Source organism: Roseovarius sp. MBR-51, assembly GCF_053628575.1.
Window position 1 is genome coordinate 20,194 of the sequence record NZ_JBRJGQ010000008.1, and the last position, 13,742, is coordinate 33,935.

General features: G+C 60.1%; 17 protein-coding genes and 1 riboswitch. Of the genes, 13 read left to right on the forward strand and 4 right to left on the reverse strand.

Annotated elements, in window-relative coordinates:
- Positions 1-103: 103 nt before the first annotated feature.
- A complete protein-coding gene (locus ACSSVY_RS12825) occupies positions 104-1,120 on the reverse strand; it encodes a D-cysteate sulfo-lyase (RefSeq protein WP_009816711.1) in 1,017 nt (338 codons plus the stop codon).
- Positions 1,121-1,216: 96 nt separating this feature from the next.
- On the opposite strand from ACSSVY_RS12825, the gene ACSSVY_RS12830 reads away from it, so the two are divergent.
- Entirely contained in the window at positions 1,217-2,089 is an 873-nt protein-coding gene (locus ACSSVY_RS12830; RefSeq protein WP_454269981.1) for a LysR family transcriptional regulator, read from the forward strand.
- A 6-nt stretch (positions 2,090-2,095) separates the two neighbouring features.
- Here the strand turns inward: ACSSVY_RS12830 and ACSSVY_RS12835 are convergent, their stop codons facing one another.
- Complete coding sequence (locus ACSSVY_RS12835) at positions 2,096-2,800, reverse strand: winged helix-turn-helix domain-containing protein (protein WP_454269982.1); 705 nt, start codon at positions 2,798-2,800, stop codon at positions 2,096-2,098.
- Between the two features lie 24 nt (positions 2,801-2,824).
- Positions 2,825-3,058 (reverse strand): hypothetical protein, encoded by a 234-nt coding sequence (locus tag ACSSVY_RS12840; protein WP_009816708.1) that lies wholly within the window; start codon positions 3,056-3,058, stop codon positions 2,825-2,827.
- Positions 3,059-3,251: 193 nt separating this feature from the next.
- Between ACSSVY_RS12840 and ACSSVY_RS12845 the strand changes: the two genes are divergently transcribed.
- From ACSSVY_RS12845 to ACSSVY_RS12860, 4 genes are all read left to right on the forward strand, one after another.
- A complete protein-coding gene (locus ACSSVY_RS12845; RefSeq protein WP_296430553.1) occupies positions 3,252-3,647 on the forward strand; it encodes a hypothetical protein in 396 nt (131 codons plus the stop codon).
- Between the two features lie 27 nt (positions 3,648-3,674).
- The gene (locus tag ACSSVY_RS12850) at positions 3,675-4,160 is read left to right on the forward strand and encodes a hypothetical protein (protein WP_454269983.1); all 486 of its coding nucleotides are present in this window, start codon (positions 3,675-3,677) and stop codon (positions 4,158-4,160) included.
- 76 nt (positions 4,161-4,236) lie between these two features.
- Positions 4,237-4,857, forward strand: coding sequence for a ribonuclease HII (locus tag ACSSVY_RS12855; RefSeq protein WP_454269984.1), 621 nt, complete (start codon positions 4,237-4,239; stop codon positions 4,855-4,857).
- 100 nt (positions 4,858-4,957) lie between these two features.
- Complete coding sequence (locus tag ACSSVY_RS12860) at positions 4,958-6,073, forward strand: DNA methyltransferase (protein ID WP_454269985.1); 1,116 nt, start codon at positions 4,958-4,960, stop codon at positions 6,071-6,073.
- 83 nt (positions 6,074-6,156) lie between these two features.
- Here the strand turns inward: ACSSVY_RS12860 and ACSSVY_RS12865 are convergent, their stop codons facing one another.
- Positions 6,157-7,521: an MmgE/PrpD family protein gene (locus ACSSVY_RS12865; protein WP_454270218.1), complete on the reverse strand. Its 1,365-nt coding sequence runs from the start codon at positions 7,519-7,521 to the stop codon at positions 6,157-6,159.
- A 129-nt stretch (positions 7,522-7,650) separates the two neighbouring features.
- A riboswitch (TPP riboswitch) is annotated at positions 7,651-7,752 on the forward strand.
- A gap of 45 nt (positions 7,753-7,797) precedes the next feature.
- On the opposite strand from ACSSVY_RS12865, the gene thiD reads away from it, so the two are divergent.
- Genes thiD through tenA form a run of 8 tightly spaced genes read left to right on the forward strand, consistent with a single transcriptional unit; the run spans position 7,798 to position 13,716 of the window.
- Complete coding sequence (gene thiD / locus ACSSVY_RS12870) at positions 7,798-8,592, forward strand: bifunctional hydroxymethylpyrimidine kinase/phosphomethylpyrimidine kinase (protein ID WP_454269986.1); 795 nt, start codon at positions 7,798-7,800, stop codon at positions 8,590-8,592.
- Positions 8,589-9,578: an FAD-dependent oxidoreductase gene (locus tag ACSSVY_RS12875; RefSeq protein WP_454269987.1), complete on the forward strand. Its 990-nt coding sequence runs from the start codon at positions 8,589-8,591 to the stop codon at positions 9,576-9,578. The genes thiD and ACSSVY_RS12875 overlap by 4 nt, the downstream gene beginning before the upstream one ends.
- Entirely contained in the window at positions 9,562-9,759 is a 198-nt protein-coding gene (gene thiS / locus ACSSVY_RS12880) for a sulfur carrier protein ThiS (RefSeq protein WP_454269988.1), read from the forward strand. Before ACSSVY_RS12875 ends, thiS begins: the two co-directional genes overlap by 17 nt.
- A 1-nt stretch (position 9,760) precedes the next feature.
- On the forward strand, positions 9,761-10,531 hold the full coding sequence (locus ACSSVY_RS12885; protein ID WP_454269989.1) for a thiazole synthase: 771 nt from the start codon (positions 9,761-9,763) through the stop codon (positions 10,529-10,531).
- Entirely contained in the window at positions 10,531-11,127 is a 597-nt protein-coding gene (locus ACSSVY_RS12890) for a thiamine phosphate synthase (protein ID WP_454269990.1), read from the forward strand. The genes ACSSVY_RS12885 and ACSSVY_RS12890 overlap by 1 nt, the downstream gene beginning before the upstream one ends.
- Positions 11,124-12,107: a ThiF family adenylyltransferase gene (locus ACSSVY_RS12895; protein ID WP_454269991.1), complete on the forward strand. Its 984-nt coding sequence runs from the start codon at positions 11,124-11,126 to the stop codon at positions 12,105-12,107. Before ACSSVY_RS12890 ends, ACSSVY_RS12895 begins: the two co-directional genes overlap by 4 nt.
- A complete protein-coding gene (locus tag ACSSVY_RS12900; RefSeq protein WP_454269992.1) occupies positions 12,104-13,036 on the forward strand; it encodes an ABC transporter substrate-binding protein in 933 nt (310 codons plus the stop codon). The genes ACSSVY_RS12895 and ACSSVY_RS12900 overlap by 4 nt, the downstream gene beginning before the upstream one ends.
- Positions 13,033-13,716, forward strand: a complete 684-nt coding sequence (tenA, locus tag ACSSVY_RS12905) for a thiaminase II (protein WP_454269993.1) — start codon at positions 13,033-13,035, stop codon at positions 13,714-13,716. Before ACSSVY_RS12900 ends, tenA begins: the two co-directional genes overlap by 4 nt.
- Positions 13,717-13,742: the final 26 nt, after the last annotated feature.

Here is a 13,742-nt window from a genome sequence, read left to right on the forward strand (position 1 = left end):
TTCCGCCTGCAAATATGGGTTACAGAGGGCTTTACCGGATATGTCGGGCATGGAAAACCCCGCATTGCTGCGGGGCTTTGTCTTGGTTGCCGGTTCAGGCGGATTACTTCTTCCAGCGGCCCGAGAAATCAAAGGCGCTGTCATAACCAAAGAGCGCGACAGAGCCCCCGGTATGCAGAAAGACGACGCGCTCGCCCTTCTTGAAATGGCCCTTGCGAATGAGGTCGATAAAGCCTGCGGCCCCCTTGGCCGAATAGACCGGATCAAGCAGGATCGCCTCTAGTTCGGCAAACATGTGAATGGCTTCGATGCCGGATTCCGTGGGAATACCATAGCCTTCACCGACATAATCAGTATTTGCGACGACATCCTCACGCTTGACCACTCCGGCGCAGCCCAGCTTTTCAGCAGTGGCACAGGCGAGGTTATAGACGTTCTCTTCCTGCTTTGCCTTGGGCGCGCGCACGCCAATCCCGAGGAGTGGAATCTGCGCATTCATCGCCTTGAGGCCGGTGATCAGCCCCGCCTGCGTGCCAGCACTGCCGGTGGCATGAACAATGTGATCCACCTTGAGCGCCCGATCATTGAACTGCGCCAGCATCTCAAAGGCGCAGTTGACATAGCCGAGCGCGCCCGTCGGGTTCGACCCACCACCGGGGATGGTATAGACATTGCGCCCTTCGGCGCGGAACTTGTCCGCGACCTTTTCCATCTCGGCATTCATATCGCCGCCCCCGGGGCGTTTTTCTGTGGTCGCCCCATGCATGTGATCCAACAGAACATTGCCACCATTGTTGTAATTGGCGTTGTTCGATCCGGTCCGATCCTCAAGCAGCAGGTGGCAATCCATGCCCAGCTTGGCGGCGAAAGCCGCCGTTTGGCGCGCGTGGTTGGATTGGGTGGCGCCTTGGGTCATCACCATATCCGCGCCCTGCAATTCCGCCTCGGCCATCAGGAATTCCAGCTTGCGGGTCTTGTTGCCGCCGGTGCTGAGGCCGGTGCAATCATCCCGCTTGATCCAGATTTCCGGACCGTTCAATTCCTTGGTCAACCGGTCCAGCCGCTCGAGCGGCGTGGGCAGATGGGCGAGAAAGCGGCGGGGATAACGGGCAAGATGCATGGGTGTCCTCCATTAACATGCGTTTTCCGTAGGCTAAGGCGGGACATAGACCGCGTCTAATGCTATTATCGCCCCATATAATGCAAGGATTGCAATATGCGGTTGGAATGGTTGGATGATATTCTGGCGGTGGCCGATGCCGGATCACTCGTCCGCGCCGCCGAGATACGGCATGTCAGCCAATCCGCCTTTACCCGTCGGCTGCGTGCGATCGAGGAGGCGCTTGGCGTGCCGCTCTTTGATCGGCGCCGCAAACCTGTCGTCCTCTTGCCCGATATCGAGGCGCAATCAGGCGAGATGCGGGCGCTGGCCACGCAATTGCGCCACCTGCGCGAGAGCCTGATGCAGAGCGCCGGCGCGCGTGGCCTCACGCTCGCCTGTCAGCATGCCATCACCACCACCCATTCCCCGGCGATTGTCAGCATCCTGACCGCACAGGGCGGGCGGCCGGTGCGGGTGCGCTCTGACAACCGCGAGGAATGTCTCTTGCGCCTCTTGTCGGGCGAGGCCGATCTGGCGGTCGTCTATGCCGTGCCTGAAATTGCGCCACTCACGCTCAACCGCAGCTTTGAGCAGGTTCTTTTGGGGCGCGAGCGGCTAAGGCCCGTGGCGGCCCCGCGTCTGGCGCAGGGTAATGACCTGCCGTTCATCGGATATCCGGCAGATGTATTTCTGGGGCAGATCATGGCGCGCGCGATCCTGCCGCGTATTCCGGCAAACCGCATCCTGCGCCGCCGCGCCGAAACCGCGCTGACGCTGGCGGCGCATGAATATGCGCGCCGGGGAATCGGGGTGGCATGGCTGCCCGAAGGCATGGTGCAACGCGATCTGGACGAGGGGCGATTGGTGCCCCTTGATAAAACGCTGCCGGGGCAAGAGATGGAGCTTTGGATGATCCGCCTGAGCGAACGCAACGATGATGGCTGGGCGCATGACTGGTCGCGGCTGGTCGCGGCATTGGGGGTCTGAGCCGCCTCAGATCACCCGGATCACATCCTTGTCGATGGCAAGCATATAGCCCCGCCGCGCGATGTTCTTGACCAAGAGTTCACTCACCAACTGATTGCCCAAGGTATCGCGCAGGCGTTTGATCCGCGTGGCGCCTGCCGCCTCTTCGCAATCCTCAGGCTTGCGCCCAGAAATCACCGCCTCAATCTCGGCCCCGCTCATCACGTCATCATCCATCCGCGCCTCGGCCAGAACGCTGAGGGTTTCCATGGCCGCCTCGGTCAGCTTGAAACCCATGTCGTTGAGATAGACGGTCTTCTCCTCTCGGCTGATCAGAAGGGAACTGACCTGAATTCCCGAACGCTCGATCTGCGCCATGCGGCGGTTGAGGGTGATCAGCATCACCAGAAACAGCAATGAGGCGACCAAGAGCGCTGTGGCGAAAACCAGCAGCACAAAAATCACCATCCGGTAACTGACCAGCGTTTCCGAGAATGCCGTGCCCGAAAGCGCCAGAATTTCCAGCAGTTTGATTTCGCCTTGACCGGTCAGTGCATCGTTCTCGACAAAGATCCGCTCGACCCGCGCATTAAAGGCGTTGGCGTCCGGCAGGCTGAGAAACAGGAAAACGGCCGCAATTGTGAGGATCGCCACAATGCCACCCACTCCGGCAATCACCACGCGGTTGCCAGATCGGCGTGCATCGGCGGCGGTGGTGGTTATCCCGCGCATCGGCGCGCCTGTGAAAAAGTCACCTCAGTTTTCCTTCTTCGACAGCACCTTGAGCAAGGTCAGCCCTTGCTGTGCCAATTGCGCTCGAAGGGCCGCCTCTGCCGAGGCGCAGGGCGCGTTCACGACCGTCACGTCGTAATAAAGCTCAAGCGGTTTGTCGCGCTTGGCCTTGTATTCCACCTGACAGGCCGCATGCGCCGAAGATGCGGCAAGGACGAGGCCAAAGGCAAGAATGAGGGGGCGTATGCTCTGTGTCATGTGGCGAAGATGCGCCAAGGCCAGCAGCTATTCAATAACTTGTGCGACGGAGTGACCGGGAAACGGCGTGTTATCTGATATCATCTGGGCGTTATTGCCTGTCTGGACAGCCCGACCCCACCCTTAGGTCACAGCGTCCGGTCATGTGGGCCGACGCAGAGTAACGACCGTCAGCATCCTGAAAGGAATGACCATGCATCGCAAGTTCATCGCTCTCATCATCGGCGCGGCTCTGACCGTGACCAGCCTCACCGCGGCACCTGTCCAAGCGCAGAACCGGGGCGAGACCGCCGCCATCATCGCCGGTGTGGCGGCGCTGGCCATCGTCGGCGCCGCGATTTCCGACGACCGCAACCGCGACCGCCGCAAGGATTATGTCACACGTGGCCACGGATATCAGCAGCCCTACTATGCCCCCAAAAGACATCACAAGCAGGTCTACAAGCACAGCCCCAAGCGGCATCACTACAACCAGCAGCGCTATTATCAACCCCAGCGTGGCTATGGGCGTCCACACCAAGGCCGCCCGGTCTATCAGCGCGGTTATGGCAACCACGTTCCTTACCACCGGGACAATCATCGCAACTAATCTCGCCGCATCTGAAAGGAGCGTCCGATGTTCAGCAAGTTCACTTCAGTCCTTTTGGTCGGCGCTCTTGCGCTGACCACGGTCACCGCAACGCCTGCGCTTGCCCGCGATAAGAGCGACAATCGCAACCTCGCCGTTGGGCTTGCCTTGGGCGCAATCGTTGGCGCGGCGATTGCCAGCAACAGCAACAAGCAGAAAAACAGCGGCGGGTATCGGGACGACGATGGTCGAAACGACTACAACAATGATCGTCGTCATAACAACGCCTATGACGATCGTAGCTATGACAACGGTCGCGGTGGCTATGGCAACACCAATCGCCGGGCACAGCGCGTCAACTTGCCGGGGGCCTGTCGTGTCTACGCGGGCAACCGGGCTGGATATTCTGGTCGCTGCCTGAACCAGCGCTACGGCTCTTACAATGCCCTGCCGTCAGCCTGTGCCGTGCGCGTAGGCGGGCATCATCAGGTGATCTATCGAGACAACTGTCTGAACCAATACGGCTATTACTGAACCCTTCAAGCAGATGGGAGGGGGAGGGGCTTGCTCCTCCCTTTGCATTTGCCGTCGCCCTGTGTATTTGCGGGCCATGTCCGGTCCTGATTTCAGCCACGAACACACCGCCCATTCACAGGGCTATCGGCGCATTGTCGGTGTTGACGAGGTCGGGCGCGGACCGCTGGCGGGGCCGGTGACCGCCGCCGCCGTGATCCTCGATCCGGGCAATATTCCCGAAGGCCTGAATGATTCCAAAAAGCTGGGCGCTGCCCGTCGCGCCGCGCTCTGTGACGTCATCCTCGCTACTGCACATGTCAGCGTCGCCCATGCCAGCGTAGACGAGATTGACCGGCTCAATATCCTGCGCGCCTCGCATCTGGCGATGGAGCGTGCAATTGCCGGGCTTGGTATTGCGCCTGACCTCGCGCTGATTGATGGCAACCTGATCCCGCGCGGTCTGACCCTTCCAGCCCGCGCCATTGTGCGCGGCGATGCCATTTCACTCTCGATTGCGGCGGCCTCAATTGTGGCGAAAATCAGGCGCGATCAGATCATGTGGGATTTGGCGCAACAGTTCCCCGGTTATGGCTGGGAGCGGAACGCAGGATACCCGTCGAAAAGCCACAAGCAAGCGCTTCTAAATCTTGGGGTGACCCCACACCATAGACGTTCATTCAAACCAGTCCACAATATATTGTATCAAGAAGAATAACTAACCCTCTGATTCAAAAAAGAAATTGACGGCGAATCAGCTTTGACTCATCTTGGTCCCCAACCACCAGAGCGCAAAAGCGCCGGGACAGAGGCAGAAGATGACAATAATGACCAAAGCCAAGAGCGCGCCTGCGCTCCCTCTCAATACGATTATAGCTGGGGATTGCATCGAGGTGATGAACAGCTTGCCAGAGGCAAGCGTCGATCTCATTTTTGCCGATCCACCCTATAATCTCCAACTCAAGGGTGATCTGCATCGTCCTAACAATAGCCAGGTGGATGCGGTCGATGATGCGTGGGACCAGTTTGCCAGCTTCGCTGCTTACGATAAATTCACCCATGACTGGCTCAAGGCGGCGCGCCGACTGCTTAAACCCCATGGGGCAATCTGGGTCATCGGGTCTTATCACAACATTTTCCGGGTAGGGGCGGCGTTGCAAGACGCGGGCTTCTGGATCCTGAACGATGTGATTTGGCGCAAGTCCAACCCGATGCCGAATTTCCGCGGCAAACGCCTGACCAACGCGCATGAAACGATGATCTGGGCCTCGAAATCAGAGGGCGCGAAATACACCTTCAATTACGAGGCGCTGAAATCGCTGAATGATGGCGTGCAGATGCGCTCGGATTGGGTGCTCCCGCTGTGCACAGGGCATGAGCGGCTCAAGGATGATAAGGGTGACAAGGCGCATCCGACGCAAAAACCCGAGAGCCTGTTGCACCGCGTCTTGGTCGGGTCCACCAACCCCGGAGATGTCATTCTGGATCCCTTTTTTGGTACGGGTACCACAGGGGCTGTCGCCAAGATGCTGGGCCGCGACTACATCGGCATCGAGCGAGAAGCCGCCTATCGCGTGGTCGCGGAAAAGCGGCTGGCAAGCATTCGCAAATTTGACCGCGACGCGCTTCAGGTCTCGACCTCGAAACGGGCAGAGCCGCGTGTGCCCTTTGGTCAGTTGATCGAGCGCGGCATGCTGCGTCCCGGTGAAATGCTCACATCCATGAACGGGAAATGCGCCGCGAAGGTGCGCGCTGATGGCACTTTGGTGGCTGATAGTATCAAGGGTTCGATCCATCAGGTCGGCGCACATCTCGAAGGCGCGCCCTCTTGCAACGGCTGGACCTATTGGTGCTTCAAGCGCGAGGGCAAGGTTGTGCCCATCGACGTGCTACGCCAGCAAATACGTTCGGAAATGGAAGAGCGCCCCAACTGATTCCCAAGACACCGCCGGTGCCCAAGGCCTGACTTTCTCGGGCACCATTGACTTGCCCCGCCTTTATGGCGGGGCTTTTTTCGTCATCGGTCCGGGGCAGGAGTGACAAGGGCGGTCAGCTCGGAAAAGAGTGTATTGGGCTGCAATAGTCTCTGATTCATATCCCAGAGCGCTTTGATGCGCCCTGCAGACAGAACATGACCAGCCATTGCACCTAACTTGGCCCTTATGTCCGCCTCGGGCATCGGCGCTTCAGGTCCGCCGCGCGCATTGACATCGCCTGAGGAAAGTCGCCGCCCGTCCCGCAGGATGGCCGTGACATCCGACCATCGCCCGGCGGGAAAGCGGGCGGAGTGGCGTGGTTCTTCGCGCACGGTGATACGGGCATGTAACTTGGCCACCTCTGCATTCCGAAGACCTGCGCCGGTTATATGTTCCGGACCGATCCGACCATGAACCAACAAGGACGCCAGAGCAAAGCCAAGCGAATACTGTGCCTCGCTGGTGGTGGTGGGAAGTCCGGAGTAGAGCGCAGCAGATTCAGCAAAGGTCGCAACCTCAAGCGTCTCGATTTCGGGTCCAGTAACCCCGTGTTCGACCATCAGCACGCGAACGCCTTCGAGCGCACCATGGGCCCAACGACAGATTGGATAGGGTTTTATGTAATTCCGCAAGAGCGTCCAATCCTGTCCCAGATCCTCCCAAATATGCGTCACGTCGGCCCCTTCGACCGTGATGGCGGGTGCACCGATAAAGCCGCGCTCGGCCTGTATCAGAGACGAAACTCCAACCAATGCACCCATTCCTGAACCATCATGCAGCATGGTTGGATTGGCAATCTCGCGCATCATCTGACTGCGCGGCCCATGGTATTCGGCGATACCCATGGCCTGACGTAACACTTCGGGCGTTTGCCTCCGAAGATGTGCCCCGAGTGTCGCGACCCCCAATGCATTCCATGCCCCCGACGTGTGGTAATCAGCGGTGGTGGCATGCAGCGCGACGCCTGCCCGTGCGGCTACCTCATAGCCCACGGCAAGGGCTGTGAGCGCCTGCCGCCCGGTCAGATCCAAGGATTGCTCGGCATAGGCAAAGAGCGCTGGCACTAAGGCACAGCCGATATGCCCTTTGGTCGGGTTGTAACCATCATGCCCATCGAGATTGTCAATCTGCGTGGCCAAGGCCCAAGCCGCCCCCGGCCTTGCGCAGCGTCGACCATCAAAGAGCAAAGTTGCGCTGTGTTTGTCACTATTCGCACCATGAAAATCAACTGCAAACTCGCGCGCGATCCTGCTCACGTCGAGCGATGCCGCCCCTGCCGCCACCCCGAGCGTGTCGATAAGCAGTAGTGCGGCCCGTTCAAGCACCGCCTCAGGAATGGAAACCGAAGAATCAAGCGAAAAGTCAGCGATCTTGTCAAACTGAAGAGGCACAGGAGCAAAGGACATCAAGGTATCTTTCTGCAAGGAACATTCCCTCACCCTGACGCGATTACGCGCACCCTTGAGTCCTGTTTGCGACATGTCCTATCCTGCAATCTCCTCTTGCAGCATGAGAAATCCGCTGTTAGCTATTTGAAACATCCGTTGGGGTGCCCGTTTTCGGGCTGAGAGACATTACGTCAACCCATCGAACCTGATCCGGTTGATACCGGCGTAGGGAACGGACATCAGCACGCAACACGCGTCCCACGTCCGTTTCCCTCGACATGAGAGGACTGGCCGATGGTGGCAACGGCATTGACAATCGCGGGCTCCGACAGCGGCGGAGGTGCGGGGATTCAGGCGGATCTCAAGACCTTTTCGGCTTTGGGTGTTTATGGCACCAGTGTGATTACCGCGGTGACCGCACAGAACACCTGTGCGATCACCGATGTACATCCCGTTCCGAATGCCGTTGTTGCCGCTCAGATCGCTGCTGTTTTGGGCGATATCAGGGTCGATTGTATCAAAATTGGCATGTTGGGCGATGCCAGTCTGATCGAGACGGTGGCAAAGGCACTGGTGGCGTACTCCGGACCGATCGTGCTTGATCCGGTCATGGTTGCCAAATCCGGAGCAAAGCTCTTGCCGGATGCAGCCCGAGAGGCTTTGATCGCGCTGCTTTTGCCGCGTGCCGATCTATTGACCCCGAACTTACCCGAGGCCGCGAGCCTTCTAGCCACGTCAGAGGCTGAGGATAACGCTGAAATGCAAGCACAAGGTCGGCGCCTGCGTGAGATGGGTGTTCAAGCGGTACTGATGAAGGGTGGACACGGACGAGGCGACACTTGCAGCGATTGGCTGATCTTTGACGAGGCAGTGCGGTTCGACGCGCCTCGTATCGCCACGCGCAATACCCACGGGACGGGATGCACCCTATCCTCTGCCATCACGGCGGGGCTCGCAAAGGGGCTAACATTGAACAAAGCGGTAGAAAACGCACATATCTGGCTGCATCGCGCGATTTTGGCCGCCAGCACGTTGGAGATCGGCCAAGGACACGGACCAGTTCATCATTTTCACGAGATCTGGAAATGAGCAAGGCGATCACCATACGAGGGGCGGGGATCGTGGGTCTCTGCGTTGCCACAGAGTTGATAGCACGTGGCGCGCGAGTGATCCTGCGTGATCCCGCGCCAGAGCCGGGGCCAACGGCATGTTCTTGGTGGGCGGGGGGTATGCTTGCGCCGTTTTGTGAAGGCTTCAGCGCAGAGGAACCCGTCGTGCGCCTGGGTCAACAGGCGGCGGATTGGTGGTCAGCACAGGGCGTCAAAGTCGAGCGTAAAGGCACTCTTGTTGTAACGTTGCAACGTGATCGCCGCGAACTGGATCAATTTGCCCGAAGGACAGAGGGGCATCGGTTAGTGTCAAGTGAGGAATTGGCCAAGTTAGAGCCGCATTTGGCTGAGCATCACGACCGTGCGCTATACTTCAAAGATGAGGCGCACATTAACCCGCGCATGGCCCTCGCGCAGTTGCGGGATCGGCTTGTTCGCTCTGGCGTCGTATTTGAGCAAAGCGCTGAGAACCCGCATGGCCCTGTGATCGATTGCCGCGGACTTGCGGCGCAAGATGCATTGCCTGAACTGCGCGGCGTCAAAGGCGAGATGGTCATCCTGCGCGCCCCAGATGTGACCCTAAGTCGGCCCATTCGTCTACTTCACCCCCGCTTTCCGCTCTACATCGTCCCACGTGGGGACGGTGTTTTGATGCTAGGCGCGACGCAGATCGAAAGTGAGGACCGCGGGCGCACCTCGGTCCGGTCTGTGATGGAGTTGCTCTCTGCTGCCTATGCACTGCACCCGGCCTTTGGCGAGGCGGAGGTGATGGAGATCGGTGCAGACGCGCGCCCCGCTTTTCCCGACAATCTGCCGCGCATCGTTCGCAAAGAGGGCACGATCTATGCCAATGGCCTCTTTCGTCACGGCTTTCTTCTGTCGCCTATCGTGGCACGGATGGTGGCCGGTTTGGTGACAGGCGACAATGCAAACCCGGAGTTTTTGGCCCATGAATATCACGGTTAACGGCACCACGCAGGATACCGCAGCCACAACGCTCGACGCGCTGCTGGTCGAGTTGGGGTACGCGGGGGCCAAGGTGGCCACAGCGGTCAACGAAAGTTTCGTTCCCGCCGCAATCAGGCCAGAACAGAGACTGAATGACGGCGACCGCATCGAGATCGTCGCACCACGGCAAGGGGGCTGAGATGCCTGTTTTCTACGAGACCGAGATCGCATCGCGGCTGATGTTGGGCACTGCGCAATACCCCTCGCCGGCGATCCTCGCGCAGGCGTTCCGCCGCTCTGGCGCGGGTATCGCCACCGTTTCGGTGCGCCGGGAGTCCGGGGGCGACCGCGCGGGACAGGCATTCTGGGACATGATCCGCGAACTAGGCGTGCATGTCCTGCCCAATACGGCCGGATGTCACTCGGTGCGCGAGGCGGTGACTACGGCGCAGATGGCGCGCGAGATCTTTGACACCAACTGGATCAAACTGGAGGTGATCGGCCATGCCGACACCCTGCAGCCCGACCCCTTTGGATTGGTCGAGGCGGCGCGAATCCTGTCTGACAACGGGTTTCAGGTGTTCCCCTACTGCACCGAGGATCTCGTGCTCTGCGAGCGGCTTGTCGAGGCCGGGTGCCGCGTTCTGATGCCTTGGGGCGCACCTATTGGTACGGGGCTGGGACTCAACAATATCTATGGGTTGCGCAGTTTGCGCGCGCATTTCCCCGATCTGCCATTGGTGATCGACGCAGGCCTTGGCCTGCCATCACAGGCGGCACATGCGATGGAATTGGGCTATGACGCCGTTCTCCTCAACACCGCCGTCGCCAAGGCTGGCGATCCGGCCATGATGGCCGAAGGGTTCGCGCGCGCGCTAGAGGCTGGGCGGCTGGCCTTTGAAGCCGACCCGATGGAGCCGCGCGATATGGCGGCACCTTCGACCCCCGTTTTGGGGAGGGCCTTTACCTGATGACCTTGCCGCGTTTCTATCCGATTTTCGATCACGCCGACTGGTTGCGCCGTCTGCTGCCGCTAGGCGTGGGGTTGGTCCAATTGCGAATCAAGGATGTTTCCAGCGACATGCTGGAACAGCAAATCGCGCTGGCACAGGGTCTTTGCCGCGCCCATGGCGCAATTCTCGTGGTCAACGATCACTGGCAGGCGGCGATTGATGCAGGCTGCACTTGGGTGCATCTGGGGCAAGAGGATCTCGATGCCGCCGATATCCCTGCGCTCCGCCGCGCCGGGATCAAGATCGGGCTCAGCACCCATGACCATGCCGAACTGGACCGCGCGCTATCCTATGCCCCCGATTACGTGGCGCTTGGTCCCGTCTATCCGACCATCCTGAAAAAGATGAAGTGGCATGAACAGGGGTTGGACAAGCTGACGGAGTGGAAGCGCCTGATCGGCGACATCCCCCTCATTGCGATCGGCGGCATGTCGGTGGAGCGTGCGCAAGGTGCGTTCAGCGCCGGGGCAGATGTGGTCTCGGCCGTGACAGACATCACCCTTCACTCCGATCCCGAGGCGCGGGTGCGGCAATGGTTGGACGTGACTGGATGAGCCGCTACGCGCGTCAGATCGCTCTCCCTGAGTTCGGGACCGTGGGACAGGACCGGCTGGCCGCGGCGCATGTACTGGTCGTGGGCGCGGGCGGGCTGGCAGCGCCAGTGCTGCAATACCTCGTGGGCGCGGGCGTCGGGCGGATCACGTTGATGGATGGCGACCGCGTTTCCCTGAGCAACCTGCACCGCCAGACGCTGTTTCGCATGACGGATATCGGCCAACCTAAGGCGCAGGTCGCGGCGCTGCATATGACCGCTCTCAACCCGGACTGCGTGATTTCCGCCGTGTCAGAGCCACTCGATCCCCTTAATGCCCCCGCTCATGTGGCAGCCGCAGATCTGGTTCTTGATTGCGCCGACAGTTTCGCAGCGAGCTACATTCTGTCCGATACATGCCTGACACAGGGCACACCGCTGATCAGCGCCTCTATCGTTGGCACCTCTGGCTATGTGGGCGGCTTCTGCGCGGGCGCGCCCTCGTTGCGCGCGCTGTTCCCGGATTTACCTGACCGGCTGGGCAGTTGCGATGCCGATGGCGTACTTGGCCCGTCGGTCGGCGTTGTTGGTAGCCTTCAGGCGCAGATGGCATTGGCGCTTCTGGCTGGAATAGAGCCTGATCCGCTTGGTCAACTCGTGACATTTGAGGCGATTGGACATCGCTTTGGCGGCTTCCGCTTTGACGGTGCGCCCGAGCCAGAGGATGGTTTCCGCTTTATCGCGCCCGGTCAAATCACGCCCGATGACTGGCTGATCGACCTGCGCGCCGAGACCGAGAGCGGTCCCGCCTTGCCAAACGCCACCCGCCACAGTGTTGCCGATTTTGATCACCCCGACACCCGCCCCCAAGGCGCACGCGCCGTGCTTGCCTGCCGGTCCGGCCTGCGGTCTTGGCAGGCTGCAACGCGGCTGCGCGGTCATTGGGACGGAGAGATTGCCTTGATCGCCCTTGGCGACGTTCAACAGGAGACTGACACATGAGATACCTCACCCTGATTATTGCCCTTATGGCCAGCCCGGCCATGGCACAGGACAAGATGACGCTCATTCTGGACTGGTTCATCAACCCGGATCACGGCCCGATCATCGTAGCCGAGGAACTGGGCTATTTCCAAGACGCCGGGCTCGAGGTCGAGGTTATCGCCCCTGCCGATCCGTCCGATCCGCCCAAGATGGTTGCGGCCGGTCAGGCCGACCTTGCGATTTCCTACCAGCCGCAGTTGCATATGCAGATCGAGAACGGGCTGCCTCTGCGCCGCGTTGGCACGCTGGTCGCCACGCCGCTCAACTGCCTCTTGGTGCTCGCAGATGGGCCGATCAAATCCACCGCTGATCTCAAAGGCCGCAAGGTGGGCTTCTCGGTAGCGGGCGTCGAAGAGGTTTTGCTCTCGACCATTCTTGCGCAGCATGGCCACAGCCTGAGCGATATCGAACTGGTGAGCGTCAACTGGTCACTCTCGCCCTCGCTCATGTCAGGCCAAGTGGACGCGGTGATCGGCGCCTATCGCAATTTCGAACTCAACCAGATGGAGATCGAAGGCGTGCCGGGGCGGTGTTTCTACATCGAGGAAGAGGGCGTGCCCGCCTATGACGAGCTGATCTATGTCGCCAATCCCGACACGATGAATGCCGACATGATCCGCCGTTTTCTGCATGCGACCGAGCGTGCGACGCAATACATCATGAACCACCCGCAAGAGAGCTGGGAGATTTTCGCAGGCACCTCGCCCGAATTGCAGGACGAGTTGAATGAAAAGGCCTGGGTGGACACCTTTCCGCGTTTTGCCACCCGGCCCGCGGCGCTGGATCACGCACGCTACAAGCGGTTTGAACAGTTCCTGCTCGACACTGGAATGATCGAAAATTCCACGCCCGTCTCGGGCCTTGCCATGGACCTGAACGCGGAATGACTGACGGATATGGGGCAACCTTTCCCCGCTTGCGCGATGCGGCGGGGACGGTTTGGCAGGATTACACGCATCACGCCTTTGTCGAGAGGCTGCGCGAGGGCACGCTGCCGCGCAAGGCGTTCCTTGGCTATCTGGTGCAGGACTACGTGTTTCTCATCCATTTTGCCCGTGCCTGGGCCTTGGCCGTGACCAAGGCCGACGCACTCGAAGAAATGCGCGCCTGTGCTGCCACTGTCGATGCGCTGGTCAATCACGAACTCAGCCTACATGTGAAAACCTGCGCCGAGGCGGGGCTGAGCGAAGAGGATCTTTACAGCGCCGAAGAGCATCCCGCCAATCTGGCCTATACGCGCTATGTGCTCGATGCGGGGCATTCCGGCAATTTCCTCGATCTGCTGGCGGCGCTTGCGCCTTGTGTCATGGGCTATGGCGAGATTGGCGCGCGGCTGGGACCGGTTGCGGCGGGTCATCCCTATGCCGATTGGATCAACACCTATGCAGGCGACGCCTATCAACAGGTGTGCCGCGATGCGGGCGCGCTTTTTGATGGGGCTGTGGCCCGTCGTCTGGGCGCGGGGGCCGAGAGCACGCCGGGTTGGGCGCGCCTCTGTCAGCGCTTCACCACCGCCACGCGGCTCGAAGTGAGCTTTTGGGATATGGGTCTCTCATTTGGCCACTGACTCAAATCGCGGCGCGGCCTGACATA